The organism is Micromonospora sp. NPDC049114 (genome assembly GCF_040648635.1).
Lineage (GTDB): Bacteria > Actinomycetota > Actinomycetes > Mycobacteriales > Micromonosporaceae > Micromonospora.
Window position 1 is genome coordinate 1,112,980 of sequence record NZ_JBEZEA010000002.1, and the last position, 21,815, is coordinate 1,134,794.

The following is a 21,815-nucleotide window of genomic DNA, read 5'->3' on the forward strand; positions in this document are numbered from 1 at the left end:
CGATCAGCGGCGCAGCGCGGTCGCCTGCTGCATGTGCGACAGCTTCTCGGGACTGCGGACGGCGTACAGACCGCTGACGAGACCGTCGTCGACGCGCACCGTCGGGACGGTGTCGAGTGCGCCGCCGGACCGGACGATCAACGCCGGCCAGCCGTTGACCTCGGCCGGATGCAACGACAGCGCGGCGACCTCCACCTTGCGGGAGGCCAGGAGACGGGCCACCCGGTCGGCGCCGACGACCGGCCGCAGCGCCGCCTGCTTGATGCCGCCGCCGTCGCCCAGCAGGACGACGTCGGGCGCCAGGACGTCGAGCAGGCCGCGCACGTCGCCCGACTCGACCGACCGCTGGAACGCCTGCAACGCACGTCGCGCCTCGGTCGCGGAGACCGGGCCGCGCGGTCGACGTGCGGCGACGTGCGCCCGTGCCCGGTGGGCGACTCGGCCCCGAGACCTCCGCCGGCTGACGTTCACGGGAACTCCACAACGCCTCGCTAGCCTGGCGCGATGACATCGCCGACCCCGCCGCGTCGACGCGCCCGACCACTCCTCGTGGCCGGGTTCGGCGTCGTGGGCCTGCTGGCGTGCCTGTGGGGGCTGTGGTTCGCGTCGCTGCGGGCGTTCGGCAACGAGGGATCGTTGCCGCCGAAGTGGCGCATCCCGGACGTGCCCGCCGGGGCGACAGTCGTCGACGAGAGCGAGGATTGCGCCTCCGGCGGGTGCTCGTGGCAGGTCACGGTGACGCCCGCGGCCGGCCAGTCTCCGGAGGATCTGGCCGAGCAGATGGGTCTCTCCGAGGACCGGACCGAGCCGCCGAAGTTGTTCGATCCCGGGTCCGTCTACGTGGTGGCACAACCCAGGAACGGCCAGTTGGTCATTCACGTCGGCTACGAGTAGGCCCTCGGGCCTCGACAGGTCCTGCGTCACCTCATGTGACGTGAAGCGCTTGAAGTTGGGGACGCTTCATGCATGGCAGCGACGAAGGCGGGCCCGAAGCGCCCCTGAGCATCCAGGAGATGGGAGACCGCCGGTGAGCGGTTCATCGGCGTCGGTGGCCCGGAGATCAGCTTCTTCGACATGGCGGCGATGCTCGCGCGGCACCTGCCCAGCCTGGCCGACCGGGTGCCGGCCCGGGAACTGAGCGACGAGGAGGTCCGGGAGGCCGCGAAGACCGAGCCGGCCCTGCGCGACGCCGCCCTACGCGGACAGATCCCGATGATCAGCAACGACAAGGCACGTCGGGTCCTCGGATGGCAGCCCCGCCCGGTGGAGACGACGATCACCGACACCGCCGACAGCCTGATCAAGCACGGCCTCGTCACGCCCTGACCACCCGCACCCAGCGCCCGTCCCGCGCTCCGACGCACCCGCCGCCGCCCGGCCGCCCGGCCGCCCGGCATGATCGTGCTCGATCCAGGATGTAGTGGCCTCCCGCGCCGAGGACACCACTACAACAAGGATCGAGCGCGATCATGACGGAGCCGGCCCGCAAGATCCGCACACTTTCGGTGATATTGCTGCCTCCGGCCGCCGTGATGCAGCAGCATCACTGAAGTTGCGCGGATCTTGTGGGCGCGGGCGCGAGGCGCGAGGCGCGAGGCGGGGAGGCATCCAAGGGTCGGTCAGCGGCGCAGGGTGAGGATCAGGTCGGCGATCAGGGCCGTCCAGCCGGTCTGGTGCCAGGCGCCCAGGCCGGCGCCGTTGTCGCCGTGGAAGTACTCGGGGAAGGCGATCAGGTCTCGCCAGTCCGGGTGGGTCTGGAACATCTGGGCGGCGCCGTAGATCGGCCGTCGACCCCAGTCGTCCTGGGTGAAGAGCGAGATCAGCCGGGCGGACAGGTCGTCGGCGATCTCGTCCAGCGAGCGTTTCACCCCCGAGCGGGTCGGATACTCCACCTGGAGGTCGTCGCCGAAGAACGCCGCGTAGTCGCGCAGCGCGCTGATCAGCAGGAAGTTCGTCGGCATCCAGATCGGCCCGCGCCAGTTCGAGTTGCCGCCGAACAGGCCGCTGGTCGACTCGGCCGGTTCGTAGCCGACGGAGAACTCCTGCCCGCCGAGGGTGACGGAGAACGGCTTGTCCAGGTGCGCGCGGGACAGCGTCCGCAGGCCGAAGTCGGAGAGGAACTCGTCGGGGTCGAGCATCCGGGCGAGCAGCCGGACCACCTGCTCCTGGCCGACCATGGACAGCAGCCGCTGCTGGCGGCCGTCCGGGCCGAGCCGCCGGGTGCCGATCACCTGGGCGTACTCCGGGCGGTTGGTGAGGAACCAGCGCAGCCGGGCGCCCAGCTCCGGCAGGCGGTGCAGGGTCTTGGCGGTGAGGCGGGTGGTGGCGGCCAGCGGCAGCAGCCCGACCACCGAACGGACCTTCAACGGCACCTTCGTGCCGTCGGCGAGGCGCAGCACGTCGTAGAAGAAGGCGTCCTCGTCGTCCCACAGCCCCTGCTCGTACGCGGCGGCGGCGATGTAGAGGAAGTGTTCGAAGAACTTCGTGGCGGTGTCCACCCACGTGCGGTCGTGCTCGGCCAGCACGATGGCCATGTCGAGCAGGTTGAGGGCGTACATGGCCATCCAGCCGGTGCCGTCGGACTGTTCCAGCACGCCGGCCACCGGCAGCGCCGCCGAGCGGTCGAACGGCCCGACGTTGTCCAGCCCGAGGAAGCCGCCCTCGAAGACGTTGTTGCCGCCGGTGTCCTTGCGGTTGACCCACCAGGTGAAGTTGAGCAGCAGCTTGTGCATGACCCGGCCCAGGAACTCGAAGTCCCGGCCGCCGTCGATCTCGAACACCTTGAGCGCCGCCCACGCGTGCACCGGCGGGTTCACGTCGCCGAACGCCCACTCGTACGCCGGGATCTGTCCGTTGGGGTGCAGGTACCACTCGCGCAGCAGCAGCAGGATCTGCTCCTTGGCGAAGCCCGGATCGACCCGGGCGATGCTCACGCAGTGAAAGGCCAGGTCCCACGCCGCGTACCACGGGTATTCCCAGGGGTCGGGCATGGAGATGACGTCGAAGCTGGTCATGTGCCACCAGGCGCTGTTGCGTCCGTGCCGGCGCCCGGCCGGCGGGGGCGACGAGCCCGGGTCGCCGTCCAGCCAGCGCTTGACGTCGAAGTGGTAGAACTGCTTGCCCCACATGAGCCCGGCGATGGCCTGCCGCGCCACCAGCGCCTCGTCCGGGGTCGCGGCCTCCGGGATCACGCCGGCGAAGAAGCGGTTCGCCTCGGCCCGCCGTGCCCACACCACTGCCTCGAAGCCGTCACGAAGGTCGGCCGGGGGCGGCGGGGCGGCGGCCGGTGGCGACGCGGTACGGGTCAGCCGCAGCCGGATCTGCCGCTGGCCGCCGGCCGGCACGTCGAGCACGTAGTGCAACGCGCCCTTGGTGCCCTCGCGGGCCGGGTTGACCGTGGGGGCGCCGTTGACCACGTGGTCGTTGATGCCGTCCTTCGGGTACGGCGAGCGGCCGGGCAGCCCCCACAGCCGCTCGGCGTTGGTGTCGTTGTCGCAGAGCAGCGGCACCGGGCCGCCGTCGCCCTCCAGCAGCAGTTGGCCGAGCACCCGGTGCTCACCGACCAGCCGGGTGCCCTCGCCGGTGAGGCGCGGGATCCGGTCGCCGCCGGGCAGCCCCCACGCCCAGGTGTTGCGAAACCACAGGGTGGGCAGCACGTGCAGGGTCGCCGCCCGGTCGCCCCGGTTGGCCACGGTCACCACGATGCACAGGTCGGTCGGGGACGCCTTGGCGTAGTCGACGGTCACCGCCCAGTACCTGTCGTCGTCGAAGATCCCGGTGTCCACCAGCTCGTACTCGGTGTCGTCCCGGCCGCGCAGCGCGTTCACCGCGACGAGTTCGTCGTACGGGAAGGCGGCCTGCGGGTAGTGGTAGCGCCAGCGCATCCAGGAGTGGGTGGGCGTGGAGTCCTCGTACCACCAGTACTCCTTGGCGTCCTCGCCGTGGTTGCCGCCGTCGCCGCCGAGGCCGAACATCCGCTCCTTGAGGATCGGGTCCTTGCCGTTCCACAGCGCCAGGGCGAAGGCGAAGGTCTGTCGGTCGTCGCAGACGCCTGCCATCCCGTCTTCGTTCCAGCGGTAGGCTCTGGACCGCGCATGGTCGTGTGGGAAGTAGTCCCACGCCGTACCGTGCTCGCTGTAGTCCTCCCGTACCGTCCCCCACGCCCGTTCGGACAGATAGGGACCCCATGCACGCCAGTCCTGCTCCCCCGAGTCGGCCTGGGCGAGCCGGAGCCGCTCAGCGTCGGGTGGCGAGGCGTCGGAGGACGATCGGTCAGTGATCACGTGCACATCTTTGACGCCGCCGCGGTACTTCACCACAGCGGCCATTCTCGTCGTGGCGTGTTACACCTCGGCGGCGGTGGAGGAAAGTTGATCGACATTCACTTCGGTCCGCAGGTCTGCGGCGAGCTGACCAGCGCGTCCAGCCGGGAGTGGCTGGTGCCCGACGGCCTCGGCGGGTACGCGATGGGCACCGTCGGTGGGCTGCGGACCCGCCGCTACCACGGTCTGCTGGTGGTGCCGGGCGAAACTCCCGCGTCCCGTCAGGTGGGACTGGTCAGTCTCGACCCGGCGGTCACCCTGCCGTCCGGCGCCCGCGTCCGGCTCGGCGCCCACGAGTGGTCCTCCGGCGTCGTCGACCCGCGCGGCTTCGAGCTGCTGGAGCGCTTCGAGCTGGTCGACGGGCTGCCCCGGTGGCGGTGGCGGATCGGTGGGGTGGTGATCGAGCGGGAGCTGGCAATGCTGCCCGGCCGTTCCTGCGTGGCGGTCGTCCACCGGCTGGTCGCCGGCGGGCCGGTCCGGCTGGAGCTGTCGGCCGCGTGCACCTGGCGGGACGCGCACGGCGAGCGGCGGGCCGACGGCCCGACCCCGCAGGTCGAGGCGGTCGCCGACGGCGCGGTGGTCGAGGGCGCGTACCGGCTCGCCGGGCCCGGCTGGGCGCCGGAGGGGCAGTGGTGGCTGGGCGTGCACCACCGCGAGGAGGCCAACCGCGGACTGAACGCGGACGAGGACCTCTGGTACGCGGGACGCTTCGTCGGCGAGCTGGAACGCCCGGGCGACACGGTGTCGGTGCGGGCCTGGGCCGGTCGACTCGACGAGGAGCCGCCGCCGGCCGCCGAGATCGTGGCGACCGCCCGGCGACGCAACCGGCAGGTGGTGGCCGCGGCGCGGCCGGCCGACGAGGTGGACGCGACGCTCGCGCTGGCCGCCGACGCGTTCGTGATCCGTCCCGGCGGCACGGCTGTCGACGTGGTGGCCGGGTACCCGTGGTTCGGCGCCTGGTCGCGGGACACGATGATCTCGTACGAGGGGTTGTTCCTCGGCACGGGCCGGGCCGCCGAGGGGCGCGAGCTGCTGCGGGCGTACGCGGCGACGCTGTCCGATGGGATGCTCGCCAACACGGCCGACACCGGTCGGGTGGAGTACAACACCGTCGACGGCACGCTGTGGTTCCTGCACGCGGTGAGCCGGCACGTGACGGTCACCGGCGACACCGATCTCGGCGACGAGCTGCTGCCGGCGCTGCGTGCCGTGATCGACGCGCATGTGGCCGGCACCCGCTACGGGATCGCCGTCGACCCGGCCGACGGGCTGCTCGCCCAGGGCGCCCCCGGCACCGCCCTGACCTGGATGGACGCCCGCGTGTACGGGGTGCCGGTCACCCCGCGTACGGGCAAGCCGGTCGAGGTCAACGCGCTGTGGATCAATGGGCTGGCCGGCCTCGCCGAGCTGACCGAGCTGGCCGGGCAGGACGCGGGCGAGCTGTGGCGGCGGCACGCCCAGGCGACCGCGTCGTTCCGGGACCGCTACCCGGCCCCGACCGGCTGGCTGCACGACGTGCTGGACGCGCCCGCGCCGGCGTACCCGCTGGGTGGAGCGGCCCTGCACGACGACGACGCCCTGCGCCCCAACCAGTTGCTGGCCTGGTCGTTGCCGTTCGCGCCGCTGGAGCCGGACGAGCCGACGCTGCGCCGGATCGCGACCGGGCTGCTCACCCCGCTCGGACCCCGCAGCCTCGCCCCGGATTCGGCCGAGTTCGTGGGTCGGCACCGGGGTGGCCCGGCCGAGCGGGACGGCGGCTACCACCAGGGCACGGTGTGGCCGTGGCTGATCGGGCCGTACGTGGACGCCTGCCGCCGGGGCAAGATGTCAGTCGATGACGTATTGATTGGTATTGAGTCCCATCTGACCGAATATGGGCTAGGCTCGGTAAGCGAGACGGCCGACGGCGTCGCGCCGCACTCCGCGACCGGCTGCCCGTTCCAGGCGTGGTCGGTGGCCGAGCTGCTGCGGGTGCGCCGAAAGGGCCAGTAGCGCTTTACACGACCGCAACGGCGGTGTCTCCGCTGGTTATCTCGGCCCCGGCAGGATTGGCCCCGATCCAGACGCGACGGCGACACCGACTCCGGTGTCGGTCGGCGCGCGCCCGGGGACAACTCAAAGGGGGCCGCATGTCACCCGACGCCCACGTGATCGACATCCACCCCGCCCGTCAGCTGCGGGTGCTGATGCTCTCCTGGGAGTACCCGCCGGTGCTCGTCGGCGGCCTCGGCCGCCACGTCCACGCCCTCTCCGTCGCCCTCGCCGCCGCCGGCCACGACGTCACAGTCGTCACCCGCCACGCCGACGGCGCACCCCTGGAGGAATACGCCGACGGCGTCCGCATCCTGCGCGCCCCCGAAGACCCCGTCACCTTCCCCCTCGCCACCAGCAGCCTCCTGGCCTGGACCATGGCCTTCAACCACACCCTCACCCGCACCGCCCTACGCGCCACCCAGGCCGGCAGCTACGACGTCATCCACGCCCACGACTGGCTCGTCGCCCACACCGCGACCACCCTCGCCGAACACCTCGACCTCCCGCTGGTCACCACCATCCACGCCACCGAGGCGGGCCGGCACCAGGGCTGGCTGCCCGAGGAAATGAACCGCACCATCCACGGTGTCGAGCACTGGCTCAGCGGGTCCTCCACCCGGGTGATCGCCTGTTCGGGTTACATGCGCGACCAGGTGAGCGCGCTCTTCGACGTACCGACCGGGTTGATCGACGTGGTGCCCAACGGAGTCGACGACCGGGCCTGGCGGGCCCGCCCGCGCGCGGTCGCCACGGCCCGTGCCCGGTTCGCCGCCGACGGCCCCCTGGTCGGGTACGCCGGACGCCTGGTCTACGAGAAGGGCGTGCAGCACCTCGTGCACGCGGTGCCCCGGCTGCGCGAGCGGCACCCCGGCCTGCGCGTGGTGATCGCCGGCGACGGCCCGTACCGCCCCGAGTTGGAGGCCGAGGCCCGCCGCCTGGCGCTCGGCTCGACAGTCCGCTTCACGGGCTTCCTCGACGCCACCCAACTGCCGGCGGTGCTCGGCGCGACCGACGCGACAGTGGTCCCCAGCCTCTACGAGCCGTTCGGCATGGTGGCCCTCGAAGCGGCCGCGGCCGGAGCGCCGCTGGCGGTGGCCCGCACCGGCGGCCTCGCCGAGATCGTCGAGTCCGGCGTGACCGGCGTGACGTTCCCGCACAGCGACCCGGCGGCGCTCGCGGGCGCGGTCGACCAACTGCTCGGCGACGAGGTCTTCGCGCGAAGGGTGGCCCGACGGGCCCGCAGCATGGTCGGCGAGCGGTACGGCTGGGCCAGCATCGCCGCCCGCACCGCCGCCACCTACGCCACCGCCCGTCGCGAGCACGGCCCGCTCCAGGCTCGGCGGGCCGCCGCCCGACTGGCCGGTGGACGCGCCCGGATCGCCATCCCGGAGGGCAATCTGCTCGCCGCCACCGACCACGCCGCCTGCTGAAGGCGGGTCGGACGACCGATAGGTGACTTCCGATCCGCTGGTTAGGGTGTACCCCGGACAGCGGCTGAGGAGGAGCGTGCGCAGGTGCTGATCGCGGGTCGGTACCGGCTGCTCGACCTGGTGGGTCGTGGGGGCATGGGTCGGGTGTGGCGAGCCCACGACGAGATGCTGCACCGCGAGGTCGCGGTCAAGGAGGTCGTACCGCCGAGTTGGCTGGCCGACCACGAGCGGGCCGAGCTGCGCTCGCGCACGCTGCGGGAGGCGCGCGCCGCGGCCCGGCTCAACCACCCCGCCGTGGTCCGGCTCTACGACGTCGTCCCGGTCGAGGGCAGCCCGTGGATCGTGATGGAGTACGTCCCGTCGCGCACCCTGCAGGACGTCATCGACGCCGAGGGGCCCCTCGACCCGGCCCGCGCCGCCCGGATCGGCCTGGCCCTGCTCGGCGCGCTGGAGGCCGCGCACACGGCCGGCGTGCTGCACCGCGACGTCAAACCGCAGAACGTGCTCGTCGCCCACGACGGTCGGGTGATGCTCGCCGACTTCGGGCTGGCCACCTTCGACGGCGGGGACGGCGCGATGACCCGCCCCGGGATGGTGCTCGGCTCCCCGCAGTACGTCGCTCCGGAACGGGCCGCCGAGGGCGTGTCCACGGTGGCGGCCGACCTGTGGTCGCTCGGCGCCACCCTGCACGCCGCCGTGGAGGGCCGTTCCCCGTACGCCCGCAGCAACGCCATGGCCACCCTCAGCGCGCTGGCCGCCGGTCCGCCTGACCCGGCCCCACACGCCGGACCGCTCGCGCCGGTGCTCGCCGGGCTGCTGCGCCGCGACCCGCGCGACCGCCTCGACCACGACGCGGCCCGCCGGCTGCTCACCGCCGCCGCGACCGGCCACCCCGGCCCACCGGCGCGCACGCGGGAAGCCGCAGTCGACGCCGCCACCCACTCCTCGCCGGCGACCAGCTCCCCGAACTCGAACGGTTCCTCGGCCTCGGCGGCGTCCGCTGCGGGGAAAGCGGCCGACCAGGGCGTCACCATCCCGCTGCCCGAGCCCGACCCGGCCGCCACCAGCAGCGGCGAACCGGGAGTCCGGGCCGCGGCGGAGGAGACAGCCCTCGACCCTGCGACGCCCGAGCGATCGGGCGGACGACCGGCCGGACCACTGGCCGGGCGGCCCAGGGCGCGGCGGGCCGCGCTTGTCGTCGCCGCGCTGCTCGTGGCCGCCGCGGCCGGCGTGGGCACCGCTCTGGCCGTCGCCGGTGATGCCCCGACCGACACCGCCGGACGGTCCACCGAGCCGACGGCGGACCGTCCGAACGACGGCAGCGGCACGAACGAGGGCTCCGGCGACGGCCGGGGCGGCCCGTACGGCGGTGGTGGCCCCGGCCGGCCCGGCCCGCCGCCGAATGGCCGCGACGTGCCCCCGCCGCCGTTCCCCTGCGTCCATCCGGACGTCGCGGGGCCGCCGGTGTCGGTGGGGTCACCCGCGCCGGGCGAGCCGTTCCGGCCACCCACGGGCTGGGTCTGGCACGCCGACAGCACCGGCTTCCGCGTCTCCGTGCCGGCGAGCTGGCACTACTCCCGCGAAGGCGCGGTGGCCTGCTTCCAGGACCCGGCCACCGGTCGGGCGTTGAGCGTCGCGCCGGGCACGGCTGCCGACCCGCTGACCCGACTGCGCTCGGCCCGCGACGACGCTGCCCGGATCGGGGCGCTGCCGAACTACGACGAGATCCGGCTCAACGCGGGCGGTGGCGGCGCCGAGTGGGAGTGCCGGTGGACGGCCCCGTACGGCGTCGTGCTGCACGCCCGGCAGGAGGTCCTCGCACCCGAGAGCTGGACCTTGGGTTGGATCACCGACGATCGGGACTGGACGGCTGCCGACGCGGACTGGAGGACAGTGCGAAAGAGTTTCCGACCACCCCGCTGACCTGCGCCGTATGGCCCTGCCGGGCCCTCCGTCCGGCGTGGATCGAGGCCGCTCAGCGGATGAGAAAAGTCGTCTTGGTGGCTATCGTGTAACTCGGGGTGACCGAGGGGGAGCGACCGTGCAGCAGTTGCTGATCGCGGGTCGGTACCGGCTGCTCGACCTGGTCGGCACCGGCGGGATGGGCCGGGTGTGGCTGGCCCGCGACGAGATGCTGCACCGGGACGTGGCGGTGAAGGAGGTCGTGCCGCCAGCCTGGCTGGCCGAGGCCGACCGCGCCGAACTACGACTGCGGACGCTGCGCGAGGCCCGCACGGCCGCCCGGCTCAACCACCCCAACGTCGTTCGTCTGTACGACGTGGTGCACCACGGCGAGAACCCGTGGATCGTGATGGAGTACGTGGCGTCCCGGTCGGTGCAGCAGATCATCAACACCGAGGGCCCGTTGAGTCCACAACGTACCGCCCGGATCGGGCTGGCGGTGCTCGCGGCGTTGCGGGCTGCGCACAGCGCCGGCGTGCTGCACCGCGACGTGAAGCCGCACAATGTGCTGGTCGCCGACGACGGGCGGGTGGTGCTCACCGACTTCGGGCTGGCGACGTTCGACGGCGGGGACGGTGCGATGACCGGCCCGGGCCTGGTGCTCGGCTCGCCGCAGTTCGTCGCGCCGGAACGGGCCCGCGAAGGCGTGTCGGATCCGCGTACCGACCTGTGGTCGTTGGGCGCGACGCTCTACGCCACGGTCGAGGGGCAGTCCCCGTACGCCAGGTCCAGCGCGATGGCGACGCTGAGCGCGCTGGCCACCGAACCGCCGGATCCGATGCGCCGGGCCGGCCCGCTGCGTCCGGTGATCACCGGCCTGCTGCAGCGCGACCCCTGGCGGCGGTTGACCGCCATCGAGGCCGAACAGCTGCTGCGCGCAGCGGCGGCCGACCACGACCGGCCGGCCGGGCCGGCTCCCTCCTCGGCGGTGGCGGCGGTCCGCAGCGCGGGCCGATCCGCAGCGTCCACCCCGGTCAGCCCGGCCGGCCCGTCGAACGGCGCGGCCCCGCCGATCCGCCCGCCGACCCGCCCGCCGGCGGCCCGTCCGAACGGTCGACGCGGTCGGCTGATAGCGCTCAGCGGCGCGGCGACCGCGGCCGTCCTGCTCGTCGCCGGGGGTGTCACGGCAGCGCTGCTGCACCGCCAGGACGAGCGGACGCCGCCGTCCGGCGTCGGAGGTGGCGCGAGCGCCACCCGACCGGCCGCGTTCGCCTGCGCGGCCCCTCCGCCGCCGGCGGCCACCCCGGTGCCGTTGGTGTCGCCGCCCAGCGACGCGCGGTACGGGCTGCGCGACGGTTGGACCTGGCACGTCGACCCGGCCGGTTTCCGCATCGCGGCGCCGGTGGCCTGGGCACGCTGGACCGAAGGGGCGGTGACCTGCTTCCGCGAGCCCAGCGGGGCCCGGGTGCTCAGCGTCGAGGCGGGCCCGCCCCAGGTCGATCCGGTGGCGCACTGGACGGCCGAGGAGAAACGGCTCGTCGGCGGTGACGCGCTGCCGGGCTACCGCAAGCTGGACATCTCGGCGCTCGACGTCTTCGACGGCGGGGCCCTCTGGGAGTGCAGTTGGGAGAACGCGGCAGGCGAGCGGGTGCACAGCATCCGGCTGCTCGCCAACACCTCGGCCGGACGCGCCTACACCGTCTCGTGGTTGACAAAAGAGTTCGACTGGCAGGTCAACGCGGCATACTTCGTGATGATCCGGCAGAGCTTCACGCCCACCCTCTGACACTGTCCGTTGTGGACGGCCCGACTGACGCCCCTGCGACACCGGCGCTGGCTACAGTGGCGTAGTTTTGGCGCTCAAGATCCCTGGGGAGGGTGAGCCGAGATGATGGGACCGTCGCACGCGCTGTCCGGCGCGGCGGTATGGCTGGCCGGGTCGTGGGCGCTGGACCAGTTCGCCGACTACCACCAGTCCCCGCTGGCGCTGGCGGTCGGCACGGCGGTGTGCGCGGGCGGGGCGCTCTTTCCCGACCTCGACCTGTCCGGCAAGGTGACCCGCAACCAGGGCGGCGCCACCGTCGCCCGTACGTTCGGGGTCTTCTCGCTCTTCGTCGCCGAGGTGATGGAGAAGATCTCGCTCGGTGTCTACTACGCGACGAAGCTCAGCAAGGATCCGCGTCGCAACAACGGGCACCGCACCCTCACCCACACGCTTCCGTTCACGGCCCTGGTCGGCTGGGGCACCACCGCCCTCTGCGCCGCGTACGGCAAGTGGGCGGTGATCACGATCCTGTTCTTCATGTTCGGTCTCGCCCTGCGCGGGCTCTTCGACGAGTGGGCCGAACGGGCCGGCTGGGTGATCGTGACCCTCGCGTCGGCCGGCGCAGCCTGGTTCACCTTCGCCAACCTGCCGGGCGGGCGGGGCTATCCCCTGATCGGCACGGCCGTCGGGGTGGGTTGCCTCGTGCACATCCTCGGCGACATGATCACCAGAGCCGGGGTGCCGATCCTCTGGCCGATCCCGATCCGCCGACGCATGTGGACGATGATCGGCCTGCCCAACAGCATCGCCCTGCGCACCGGCAGCAAGACCGAGGTGGTCGTGCTGCGCGCCGTGCTGACCGTGGTCTCGGTGCTCGCCACCGCCGGCCTGGTCGCGCCATCGGTGCTGCAACGGTTCAACATCGACGTATGACCGAGGCCGCCCCCGCGTCGAGCCTGCCGTCACCGCCGGCGGAGGACGCGCGGGTGCCGGAGTTCTGGCGCGCGCTGGGGCTGCCCGGGCTGGCGGACGTGCACGTGCACTTCCTGCCGCCGAGGCTGCTGCGCCGCGTGTGGGAGTACTTCGACGCCGCCGGCCCGCTGGTCGGCACCGAATGGCCGATCCGCTACCGGTGGAGCGACGCGGACCGCGTCGCCCACCTGCGCCGCCTCGGGGTACGCGCGTTCAGCGCGCTGGCGTACCCCCACCGGCCGGGCATGGCGGCGGACCTCAACCGCTGGACGTTGCAGTTCGCCCGGGACACCCCGGGCTGCCTGCCCTCGGCGACCTTCTTTCCCGAGCCCGGCGCCGCCGCGTACGTCGAGGCCGCGCTGGCCGACGGAGCCCGGCTGTTCAAGGTGCACGTGCAGGTCGGTGGCTTCTCCCCCACCGACCCGGCGCTGGACGAGGTGTGGGGGACGCTCACCGACGCCGAGGTGCCGGTGGTCGTGCACGCCGGGCACGCCCCGGTGGGAACCACACACACCGGACCTGCCCCGTTCGCCGACCTGCTCGCCCGGCACCCCCGGCTGACCGCCGTGGTGGCGCACCTCGGTGCGCCGGACTACCGGGCCTTCCTCGACCTCGCCGACGCGTACGAGCGGGTCCGGCTGGACACCACTATGGCGTTCACGCCGTTCTTCGACAGGTTCGTGCCCTTTCCCGCCGACGAGTTGCCCCGGCTGCGCGACCTGGGCCTCGCCGGCAAGGTGCTGCTCGGCAGCGACTTCCCCAACATCCCCTACCCGTACGCCGACCAGCTGACCGGGCTGGCCCGGCTGGACCTCGGTGACGACTGGCTACGCGCGGTCTGCTGGAAAAACGCGGCCACCCTGTTCGACCTGACCTGAAGCGCCCAGCCGAGGCCGCCACAACCGGGCCCGCCGCGCCCCGCGCCCGCGCCCGCGCCCGCGCCCGCGCCCGCGCCCGCGCCCGCGCCCGCGCCCAAGATCGTGCTCGATCCTGGATGTAGTGGCCTCCTCACGGTTCGAGGGGACTCTTTCCAGGATCGAGCGCGATCATGGCCAGCGGCGCACGGCGCAGCGGCAGCACGGCGGCGACGCGGCGGCAGCACGGCCGCGCAGCGGCGGCAGGACGGCGGCGCAGCGGCGGCACGGCAGGACGGCGGCGGCGGCGCGACAGGACGGCGGGGGCGGCTCAGGAGGCGGGGTCGGCGGGCCCGACTTGTTTTCGACATCGGCTATTGACGTCGCCGTAACAGGTGGCCTAGCGTCTGTCGAAACGCTTCGTCGAAACGCTTCGACGATCATTCGGGAGCGATCCCACGCCGGGCCGGAGGAGGTGCGCGGTGGCCACGATGCACGACGTCGCCCGCCTTGCGCAGGTCTCGGTCAGCACCGTGTCGTACGTGCTCACCGGCACCCGGCCGATCTCCCAGGCCACCCGGGACAAGGTGCTCGCCGCGATGGCCGAGCTCGACTACCAGCCCAACGCCATGGCCCGCGGGCTGGCCAGCCGGCGCAGCCGCATCCTGGGCCTGCTGATGCCGATGGACGAGCGCGGCCTGGGCGCTACCGAGACGGCGTTCGTCACCGGCGCCGCCGCCGCGGCCAGCGCGGTCGGCTATCACCTGGTGCTCTCGCCGGTCGGCGGGGGCAACCTCGACGACCTGCGGCGGCTGGCCAGCCAGCGGATGCTTGACGGCGTCGTGCTGATGGAGGTGCAGCTCGCCGACGAGCGGGTCACCGTGCTCCAGGAGGCGGGCGTGCCGCTGGTGCTGATCGGGCGCACCGGCGACACCACCGGGCTCTCCTACGTCGACATCGACTTCGAGCAGACCGTGCGGGAGGCCGTCGCGCACCTGGTCGGCCTGGGACACCGTCGGATCGTCTACGTCAACCACTCGGCCGCCACGCTGGCCAGCGGCTACGGTCCCGCGTTGCGTACCCGGGACGCGTTCGTCGCGGCGATGACCGGCCACGGTCTGGAGCCGGTCATGATCCCGGCCGAGGACAGCGCCGCGGGCGGGCGGGCCGCCCTGGCCGCCGCCTTCGCGCGGACGCCGGAGCTGACCGCCGTGCTGGCGATGAACGAGACCGCGATCTTCGGCATCCTCGGCGAGCTGACCGGACGGGGGCTGTCGGTGCCTGACGACGTCTCGGTCGTCTCGATGGTCACCTCGCCACAGGTCGCCGAGCTGGCCACCCCGGCGCTGACCGCGATGACGTCGCCCGGGTCGACGCTGGGCCGGATCGCGATCGAGGCGCTGGTGCGCCACCTGGACGGGCCCGGTCACGAGCGCCACCAGCAGCTGCTGCCGTGCGCGCTGGAGATCCGGGGATCGACCGCCGGGCCACGACGGCCGGCTCCGGTCAGCACCGAACCGTCTCCGACGAGCGGGGGCTGACCAGCCAGAACGGCCCGCCGCCGCGCGGCAACGCGACGACGGGCCCAGTGAGATACCGGGCTCGATACTCAACGAGGAGGATAGCAATGCAGCGATTCCGCCGGATCGTCGCGGCGATCGCCCTGGCGGCGACCGCGACGACCACCGTGGCCGCGTGCGGCGGCGGCGAGAGCGAGGACGACAGCGGGGCCAAGACCCTCAAGCTCTGGCACTACGAGAGCGAGAACAGCGCGATGGGGGTCGGCTGGAACAAGGCGATCGAGATCTTCAAGGCCGAGCACCCCGGCGTCGAGGTGCGCTTCGAGCGCAAGGCGTTCGAGCAGATCCAGCAGAACGCCGGCATGATCATCAACTCGTCCGAGGGCCCGGACATCATGGAGTACAACAAGGGCAACGCGACTGCCGGCCTGCTGTCGTCGCAGGGTCTGCTCACCGATCTGAGCGCCGAGGCCGACAAGCGCGGCTGGGCCGGCAAGCTCAGCCCGAGCCTGCAGACCACCGCCCGGTACAGCGACAAGGGCGTGATGGGGTCGGGCAACTGGTTCGGCGTGCCGAACTACGGCGAGTACGTCACGGTCTACTACAACAAGGACCTGTTCGACAGCAACGGCGTCAAGGTGCCGACCAGCATGGCGGAGATGACCGCCGCGATGGACACCTTCGTCAGCAAGAAGATCACTCCGTTGGGCATGGCCGGCGCGGAGTACCCGGCCGGGCAGCTCTTCTACCAGTTGGCGCTGTCCAAGGCCGACCGGCAGTTCGTCGACAACTACCAGCTCTACAAGAACCCGGTCGACTTCAAGGCCGACCCGCTGAAGTACGGCGCGGACACGTTCGCCGAGTGGGTGCGCAAGGGTTACGTGGCCAAGAACTCGGCGAGCCTCAAGGCCGAGGACATGGGCACCGCGTTCATCGCCGGCAAGACCCCGATGATCGTCTCGGGCAGCTGGTGGTACGGCCGGTTCAAGACCGAGATGAAGGCCAACTGGGACACGTTCCTCTTCCCCGGCAACACCCTCAACGCCGGGTCGTCGGGCAACATCTGGGTGGTTCCGTCGAACAGCAAGGCCAAGAGCCTGGCGTACGACTTCATCGACATCACCCTGCGTCCGGAGATCCAGGACCTGATCGGCAACAACGGTGGCGTCCCGGTCGCCGCCGACGCGTCGAAGATCAGCGACCCGAAGGACCGCAAGCTGATCGAGGACTTCAACACGGTCAGCAAGTCCGACGGCCTGGCCTTCTACCCGGACTGGCCGGTGCCCGGCTACTACGACGTGCTGGTCGGCGGCTTCCAGGGCCTGATCAACGGGTCGAAGTCCCCCGACCAGGTGCTCGACACGATCGCCAAGCCGTACGCCGATGGCGTCAAGGAGATCACCGGCAAGTGACACGGCGAGCGGCGGGCACGACCGGCACGACCGGCGTGCCCGCCCGCCCCGCCGGGAAGGATCTTCCATGGCAGTCTCCGAGACCGTCGCCGCCCCACACCCGACGGCGACCCCCACCCCGCGCAAGCCCCGCCGCGGACCGCGCGGCCGCAACGCGGCCTACTGGCTCTACCTGCTCCCCGGAGCGGTGCTGTTCGTCCTGGTCATCGGCGCTCCCCTGGTCGGCACCGGTTACCTGTCGCTGACCAAGTGGTCCGGCATCGGCGACCCCACCTTCGTGGGGTTCGACAACTACCAGCGTCTGCTGCACGACGAGGTGTTCTGGGCGTCGTTCCGCAACACCGTGGCGATGATCGTCGCGATGGTGGTGGTGCCCACCCTGCTCGGGCTGCTGCTCGCCTCGGTGCTCTTCGACGTCATCGGGCGCCGGTTCAAGCCGCGTACCGCCGCCGCGCTGCGGGCCGCGTTCTACCTGCCGCAGGTGCTGCCCGTGGTGGTGGCCGGCATCGTCTGGGGTTGGATCCTGCGCCCCGACGGCGCGTTCAACAGCCTGCTCGACGCGGTAGGTCTCGGCGCGCTGCGCCACGACTGGCTCGGCGACCCGGGCACCGCCCTGCCGGCCGTCATGGCGGTGATGATCTGGGTGCAGATCGGCTACCCGGTGGTCGTGTTCATGGCGGCGTTGCAGCGGGTCGACCCGGAGCTGTACGAGGCGGCCGAGGTCGACGGCGCGAACTGGCTGCACCGGTTCCGGGCGATCACGCTCCCGCAGATCCGGCCGGAGACCTTCGTGGTCGCGTTGACCTGCACCATCGCCGCGCTGAAGGTGTTCGGGCCGATCTTCGCGCTGACCCGGGGCGGCCCGGAGAACGCCACGAACGTGCCGTCGTACTTCGCGTACTACACGTTCTTCAAGAAACTCCAGGTCGGCTACGGCTCCGCGATCTCCACAGTGCTCACGCTGATCATCGTGGTGGTGGCCGTGATCTTCATCTGGATGCAGGCGCGCAGCGAGCGCCGGGACCGGGGGTTCTGACATGGCCGTCACGCTCACGCCGGCGCCCACGCCGGTGCGCCGGCCGGTCCGCGACCGGCACCACCGCGGCGTCAGCCGCTGGGTCGTGCTCGTGCTGGTCACCCTCGGCGCGCTCGTCATGCTGGTGCCGTTCGCGTTCATGCTGCTCAACGCGTTCAAGTCGCCAGGCGACTATTCGTCGGGTGGGCCGCTGAGCTGGCCGGGCGAGTTCTACACCAAGGGTCTGCGGACGTACTGGACCGAGGTGAACTTCCCCCTCAAGCTGTGGAACTCGGCGCTCATCGCCGGCTCGGTGGCGGTGCTCGGCGTCGTCGTGTCCCTGCTCAACGCGTACGCCCTGGGCATCGGCCGGGTCCGCGGCCGGCTGTGGATCGTCGGGTTGTTCCTGCTGGCCAACATGCTGCCGCAGGAGGCGCTGATCTACCCGCTGTACTACGTGGCGAAGGAGATCGGCCTCTACAACACCCGGCTCTCGGTGATCATCATCTTCACGGTGATCCAGAGCGCCTTCGGCACGTACCTGCTGGCCTCGGTGCTGGGCACGTTCCCGCGCTCGCTGCTGGAGGCCGCCGCGCTCGACGGCGCCGGCAAGTGGACGGTGCTGTGGCGGGTGGTCTTTCCCAACCTGCGACCCACGCTCGCCGTGCTGCTCATCTTCTTCTTCATCTGGACCTGGAACGAGTTCCTCATCCCGCTGGTCATGCTCATCGACAACCAGACGCAGACCATCCCGGTCGCGCTCGCGTCGTTGCAGGGCGACCGGCTGATGGACGCCCCGACGACCAACGCCGGGGCGTTGATCAGCCTGGTGCCGGCCATCCTCTTCTTCCTCATCTTCCAGCGCACTCTGGCGCGCGGCATCACGGCAGGAGCCGAGAAGTGAAGTTCACCGACGGGTACTGGCAACTGCGCCCGGGGGTCAGCGTGCTGCGCCCCGGCACAGTGGAATCGGTCGAGCCGGACGAGCGCGGCTTCACCGTCTTCGCGCCGGCCGGTCAGATCACCGGTCGGGGCGACACCCTGAACCGGCCCGTCGTCACCGTCCGGTTCTTCTCCCCCGCCCCCGGCGTCGTCGGGGTGACCATCGGCCACCACAGCGGCGGCCTGCCCCGCGAGCCGCACTTCGGGTTGACCACCGACGACACGCACCCGGTCACCGTCGACATCACCGGCATCACCGCGTCGCTGACCACCGGCGAACTGACCGCCCGGGTCGCGCTCATCGACGGCTGGCGGGTCGAGTTCCTGCACGGCGACCGGCTGATCACCGCGTCCACCGCGCGCAGCGTCGGCATCGTGACCGACGGGGAGGGCCGCCGGTACGTGCACGAGCGGCTCGCCCTCGGCGTCGGCGAGACGGTGTACGGGTTGGGCGAGCGTTTCGGCCCGTTCGTGAAGAACGGCCAGACCGTCGACATCTGGAACGCCGACGGCGGCACCGCCAGCGAGCAGGCGTACAAGAACGTGCCGTTCTATCTGAGCAGCGCCGGCTACGGGGTCTTCGTGGACCACCCGGAGCACGTGTCGTTCGAGGTCGGCTCGGAGGTCGTGGCGCAGAACCAGTTCAGCGTCGAGGGTCAATCGCTCACCTACCACGTCATCGACGGGCCCACCCCGAAGGACGTGCTGCGCCGGTACACGGCGCTGACCGGCCGGCCGGCCCGGGTGCCCGCCTGGTCGTACGGGCTGTGGCTGTCCACGTCGTTCACCACGTCGTACGACGAGAAGACGGTGACCGAGTTCGTCGACGGGATGGCCGAGCGGAACCTGCCGCTGTCGGTGTTCCACTTCGACTGCTTCTGGATGCGCCAGTTCCACTGGGTCGACTTCATCTGGGACCCGGCGACCTTCCCCGACCCCGAGGGGATGCTGCGCCGGCTGCACGAGCGCGACCTGAAGGTGTGCGTCTGGATCAACCCGTACATCGCGCAGCGCTCGTACCTCTTCGAGGAGGGCCGCCAGGCCGGCTACCTGGTCCGCAACCCGGACGGTTCGGTCTGGCAGTGGGACAAGTGGCAGGCCGGCATGGCGCTCGTCGACTTCACCAACCCGGACGCGGTCCGCTGGTTCACCGGCAAGCTCAAGGTCCTGCTGGACATGGGCGTCGACTGCTTCAAGACCGACTTCGGCGAGCGCATCCCGACCGACGTGGTGTGGCACGACGGCTCGGACCCGCAGCGGATGCACAACTACTACGCCTACCTCTACAACAAGGCCGTCTTCGAGCTGCTGGAGACCGAGCGGGGCGAGGGCGAGGCGGTGGTGTTCGCCCGCTCGGCCACCACCGGCGGGCAGCAGTTCCCGGTGCACTGGGGCGGCGACTGCGAGGCGACGTTCGTCGCGATGGCCGAGTCGCTGCGCGGCGGGCTGTCCCTGGCGTCGTCCGGTTTCGGCTACTGGAGCCACGACATCGGCGGCTTCGAGGGCACCCCCGACCCGGCCGTGTTCAAGCGGTGGATCGCCTTCGGGCTGCTCTCCTCGCACTCCCGGCTGCACGGCTCCGGCTCGTACCGGGTGCCGTGGGCGTACGACGAGGAGGCCGTCGACGTGCTGCGGCACTTCACCCGGCTCAAGCTCAGCCTGATGCCGTACCTGGCCGCCACCGCGCAGGAGGCGCACCACGACGGCATCCCGGTGATGCGCCCGATGATCGTGGAGTTCCCGGACGACCCGGCCGCGGCGCACCTGGACCGGCAGTACATGCTCGGCCCGGACGTGCTGGTCGCGCCCGTGCTCAGCGCCGACGGCCAGGTCACCTACTATGTGCCGGCCGGCACGTGGACACACCTCGTGACCGGCGCGCAGCTCACCGGCCCGGCCTGGGTCACCGAGAAGCACGAGTTCGACAGTCTGCCGGTGCTCGTCCGGCCGGGCGCGGTGATCCCGTTCGGATCGCGCTCCGACCGGCCCGACTACGACTGGGCGGACGGCGTGCAACTGCGCCTCTACGCTCCGGCGGAGGGGCAACGGCAACGGGTGCGGATCCCGTCGCCCGGCGAGGGGCCGGGCGCGGAGTTCGAGGTGAGCTTCCGCGACGGTGTGGCCAGCGCGGAACTGGTGGCGGGTGACTCGTCGGCGTACCACTGCGTGGTCGCCGGGACGGAGGTAGCAGGACGATGACGGGACGCACCTTTCCGGAGAGCTTCCTCTGGGGCTCGGCGACGGCGGCGTACCAGATCGAGGGCGCGGCCACCGAGGACGGCCGTGGGCCGTCCATCTGGGACACCTACAGCCACACGCCCGGTCGGACGTTGAACGGCGACACCGGCGACGTGGCCGCCGACCACTACCACCGCTGGCCGCAGGACCTCGACCACATCGCCGAGCTGGGCCTGGGCGCGTACCGTTTCTCGATCTCCTGGCCGCGGGTGCAGCCGGGCGGGTCCGGGCGGTTCAACCAGGCCGGCCTGGACTTCTACTCCCGGCTGGTCGACGGCCTGCTGGAGCGCGGCGTCCGCCCGGTCGCCACCATGTACCACTGGGACCTGCCGCAGGAGCTGGAGGACGCCGGTGGGTGGCCGGTGCGGGACACGGCGCTGCGCTTCGAGGAGTACGCGTCGGGGATCGTCGCCGCGCTCGGCGACCGGGTGCACACCTGGACCACGCTGAACGAGCCGTGGTGCTCGGCGTACCTGGGCTACGGCTCGGGCGTGCACGCTCCGGGGCGGACCGAGCCGGCGGCCGCACTGGCGGCGGTGCACCACCTGAACCTCGCGCACGGCCTGGCCGGCCGGGTGGTCCGGGAGCTGGCCCCGACCGCCGAGCTGTCGGTGACGCTGAACCTGCACGTGATCCGCCCGGCGTCCGACTCGGCGGCGGACGTCGACGCGGCCCGCCGCATCGACGCGCTGGCCAACCGGGCGTTCCTCGGCCCGATGCTGAACGGGGCGTACCCGGGCGACCTGCTGGCCGACACCGCGGGCGTCACCGACTGGTCGTTCGTGCACCAGGGCGACGAGAAGATCGCGGCCGTGCCCCTGGACGTGCTCGGGGTCAACTACTACTCCAGCACCCTGGTCCGCGCCTGGGACGGGCACTCGGCCCGCTCGGACGCCGACGGTCACGGCGCGTCGGCACACTCGCCGTGGGTCGGCGCCGACGACGTCGACTTCCTGCCGCAGCCCGGCCCGTACACGGCGATGGGGTGGAACATCGACCCGCCGGCCCTGACCGAGCTGCTGCTGCGGCTGGGCCGGGAATACCCGGGGCAGCCGCTGATGATCACCGAGAACGGCGCTGCCTTCGACGACGCCGTGTCGGCCGACGGCCGGATCCACGACGACCGGCGGATCGACTATCTGCGCCGGCACATCTCGGCCGTGGCGGACGCCCGGGAGCAGGGCGTGGACGTGCGGGGCTACTTCGTCTGGTCGCTGCTGGACAACTTCGAGTGGGGTTACGGCTACGACCGCCGGTTCGGGATCATCCGGGTCGACTACGACACGCAGGAACGCATCTGGAAGGACAGCGCGCACTGGTACGGGCGGCTCGCGGCCACCGGTCGTCTCGACTGAGCCGTCCCGCACGGTGTCACTATCCGTGGGTAGCGCGTCATGGCGCCACGCCGG

General features: G+C 72.0%; 16 protein-coding genes. 14 read left to right on the forward strand and 2 right to left on the reverse strand.

The window, feature by feature from the left end:
- Positions 1 to 3: 3 nt before the first annotated feature.
- Entirely contained in the window at positions 4 to 471 is a 468-nt protein-coding gene (locus AB0B39_RS12540) for a hypothetical protein (RefSeq protein WP_357574324.1), read from the reverse strand.
- Positions 472 to 504: 33 nt separating this feature from the next.
- On the opposite strand from AB0B39_RS12540, the gene AB0B39_RS12545 reads away from it, so the two are divergent.
- Together AB0B39_RS12545 and AB0B39_RS12550 are read left to right on the forward strand one after the other, a co-directional pair.
- Positions 505 to 894 (forward strand): hypothetical protein, encoded by a 390-nt coding sequence (locus tag AB0B39_RS12545; protein WP_357574325.1) that lies wholly within the window; start codon positions 505 to 507, stop codon positions 892 to 894.
- Between the two features lie 180 nt (positions 895 to 1,074).
- The gene (locus AB0B39_RS12550; RefSeq protein ID WP_357574326.1) at positions 1,075 to 1,326 is read left to right on the forward strand and encodes a hypothetical protein; all 252 of its coding nucleotides are present in this window, start codon (positions 1,075 to 1,077) and stop codon (positions 1,324 to 1,326) included.
- Between the two features lie 293 nt (positions 1,327 to 1,619).
- Here the strand turns inward: AB0B39_RS12550 and AB0B39_RS12555 are convergent, their stop codons facing one another.
- The gene (locus AB0B39_RS12555; RefSeq protein ID WP_357574327.1) at positions 1,620 to 4,328 is read right to left on the reverse strand and encodes a glucosidase; all 2,709 of its coding nucleotides are present in this window, start codon (positions 4,326 to 4,328) and stop codon (positions 1,620 to 1,622) included.
- A gap of 42 nt (positions 4,329 to 4,370) precedes the next feature.
- Here AB0B39_RS12555 and AB0B39_RS12560 point away from each other — a divergent pair, with 42 nt between their 5' ends.
- The 12 genes from AB0B39_RS12560 (at position 4,371) to AB0B39_RS12615 (ending at position 21,761) form a co-directional block, all read left to right on the forward strand.
- Positions 4,371 to 6,314 (forward strand): amylo-alpha-1,6-glucosidase, encoded by a 1,944-nt coding sequence (locus AB0B39_RS12560; RefSeq protein ID WP_357493266.1) that lies wholly within the window; start codon positions 4,371 to 4,373, stop codon positions 6,312 to 6,314.
- Positions 6,315 to 6,451: 137 nt separating this feature from the next.
- The gene (locus AB0B39_RS12565; RefSeq protein ID WP_357574328.1) at positions 6,452 to 7,786 is read left to right on the forward strand and encodes a glycosyltransferase family 4 protein; all 1,335 of its coding nucleotides are present in this window, start codon (positions 6,452 to 6,454) and stop codon (positions 7,784 to 7,786) included.
- Positions 7,787 to 7,870: 84 nt separating this feature from the next.
- On the forward strand, positions 7,871 to 9,709 hold the full coding sequence (locus AB0B39_RS12570; protein ID WP_357574329.1) for a serine/threonine-protein kinase: 1,839 nt from the start codon (positions 7,871 to 7,873) through the stop codon (positions 9,707 to 9,709).
- A 118-nt stretch (positions 9,710 to 9,827) separates the two neighbouring features.
- On the forward strand, positions 9,828 to 11,474 hold the full coding sequence (locus tag AB0B39_RS12575; RefSeq protein ID WP_357574330.1) for a serine/threonine-protein kinase: 1,647 nt from the start codon (positions 9,828 to 9,830) through the stop codon (positions 11,472 to 11,474).
- 102 nt (positions 11,475 to 11,576) lie between these two features.
- Positions 11,577 to 12,386 (forward strand): metal-dependent hydrolase, encoded by an 810-nt coding sequence (locus AB0B39_RS12580; RefSeq protein WP_234591164.1) that lies wholly within the window; start codon positions 11,577 to 11,579, stop codon positions 12,384 to 12,386.
- The gene (locus AB0B39_RS12585; protein WP_357574331.1) at positions 12,383 to 13,303 is read left to right on the forward strand and encodes an amidohydrolase family protein; all 921 of its coding nucleotides are present in this window, start codon (positions 12,383 to 12,385) and stop codon (positions 13,301 to 13,303) included. The genes AB0B39_RS12580 and AB0B39_RS12585 overlap by 4 nt, the downstream gene beginning before the upstream one ends.
- Positions 13,304 to 13,770: 467 nt before the next feature.
- Positions 13,771 to 14,820, forward strand: a complete 1,050-nt coding sequence (locus AB0B39_RS12590; RefSeq protein WP_357574384.1) for a LacI family DNA-binding transcriptional regulator — start codon at positions 13,771 to 13,773, stop codon at positions 14,818 to 14,820.
- Between the two features lie 86 nt (positions 14,821 to 14,906).
- Positions 14,907 to 16,211 (forward strand): extracellular solute-binding protein, encoded by a 1,305-nt coding sequence (locus AB0B39_RS12595; protein ID WP_357574332.1) that lies wholly within the window; start codon positions 14,907 to 14,909, stop codon positions 16,209 to 16,211.
- 67 nt (positions 16,212 to 16,278) lie between these two features.
- Positions 16,279 to 17,247 (forward strand): sugar ABC transporter permease, encoded by a 969-nt coding sequence (locus AB0B39_RS12600; protein WP_357493273.1) that lies wholly within the window; start codon positions 16,279 to 16,281, stop codon positions 17,245 to 17,247.
- A gap of 1 nt (position 17,248) precedes the next feature.
- A complete protein-coding gene (locus tag AB0B39_RS12605) occupies positions 17,249 to 18,130 on the forward strand; it encodes a carbohydrate ABC transporter permease (protein WP_357493274.1) in 882 nt (293 codons plus the stop codon).
- Complete coding sequence (yicI, locus tag AB0B39_RS12610; protein ID WP_357493275.1) at positions 18,127 to 20,367, forward strand: alpha-xylosidase; 2,241 nt, start codon at positions 18,127 to 18,129, stop codon at positions 20,365 to 20,367. Before AB0B39_RS12605 ends, yicI begins: the two co-directional genes overlap by 4 nt.
- Positions 20,364 to 21,761 carry a GH1 family beta-glucosidase gene (locus tag AB0B39_RS12615; RefSeq protein ID WP_357493276.1) on the forward strand — a complete coding sequence of 466 codons (1,398 nt, stop codon included), beginning with the start codon at positions 20,364 to 20,366 and terminating at the stop codon, positions 21,759 to 21,761. The genes yicI and AB0B39_RS12615 overlap by 4 nt, the downstream gene beginning before the upstream one ends.
- Positions 21,762 to 21,815 lie beyond the last annotated feature (54 nt).

Coding starts and splice junctions, on each gene's coding strand:
- AB0B39_RS12565 (WP_357574328.1), top strand. CDS start 6,452: ATGTCACCCGACGCCCACGTGATCGACATCCACCCCGCCCGTCAGCTG.
- AB0B39_RS12595 (WP_357574332.1), top strand. CDS start 14,907: ATGCAGCGATTCCGCCGGATCGTCGCGGCGATCGCCCTGGCGGCGACC.
- AB0B39_RS12600 (WP_357493273.1), top strand. CDS start 16,279: ATGGCAGTCTCCGAGACCGTCGCCGCCCCACACCCGACGGCGACCCCC.
- AB0B39_RS12605 (WP_357493274.1), top strand. CDS start 17,249: ATGGCCGTCACGCTCACGCCGGCGCCCACGCCGGTGCGCCGGCCGGTC.
- AB0B39_RS12555 (WP_357574327.1), bottom strand. CDS start 4,328: ATGGCCGCTGTGGTGAAGTACCGCGGCGGCGTCAAAGATGTGCACGTG.
- AB0B39_RS12590 (WP_357574384.1), top strand. CDS start 13,771: ATGCACGACGTCGCCCGCCTTGCGCAGGTCTCGGTCAGCACCGTGTCG.
- AB0B39_RS12580 (WP_234591164.1), top strand. CDS start 11,577: ATGATGGGACCGTCGCACGCGCTGTCCGGCGCGGCGGTATGGCTGGCC.
- AB0B39_RS12615 (WP_357493276.1), top strand. CDS start 20,364: ATGACGGGACGCACCTTTCCGGAGAGCTTCCTCTGGGGCTCGGCGACG.
- AB0B39_RS12550 (WP_357574326.1), top strand. CDS start 1,075: ATGGCGGCGATGCTCGCGCGGCACCTGCCCAGCCTGGCCGACCGGGTG.
- AB0B39_RS12585 (WP_357574331.1), top strand. CDS start 12,383: ATGACCGAGGCCGCCCCCGCGTCGAGCCTGCCGTCACCGCCGGCGGAG.
- AB0B39_RS12545 (WP_357574325.1), top strand. CDS start 505: ATGACATCGCCGACCCCGCCGCGTCGACGCGCCCGACCACTCCTCGTG.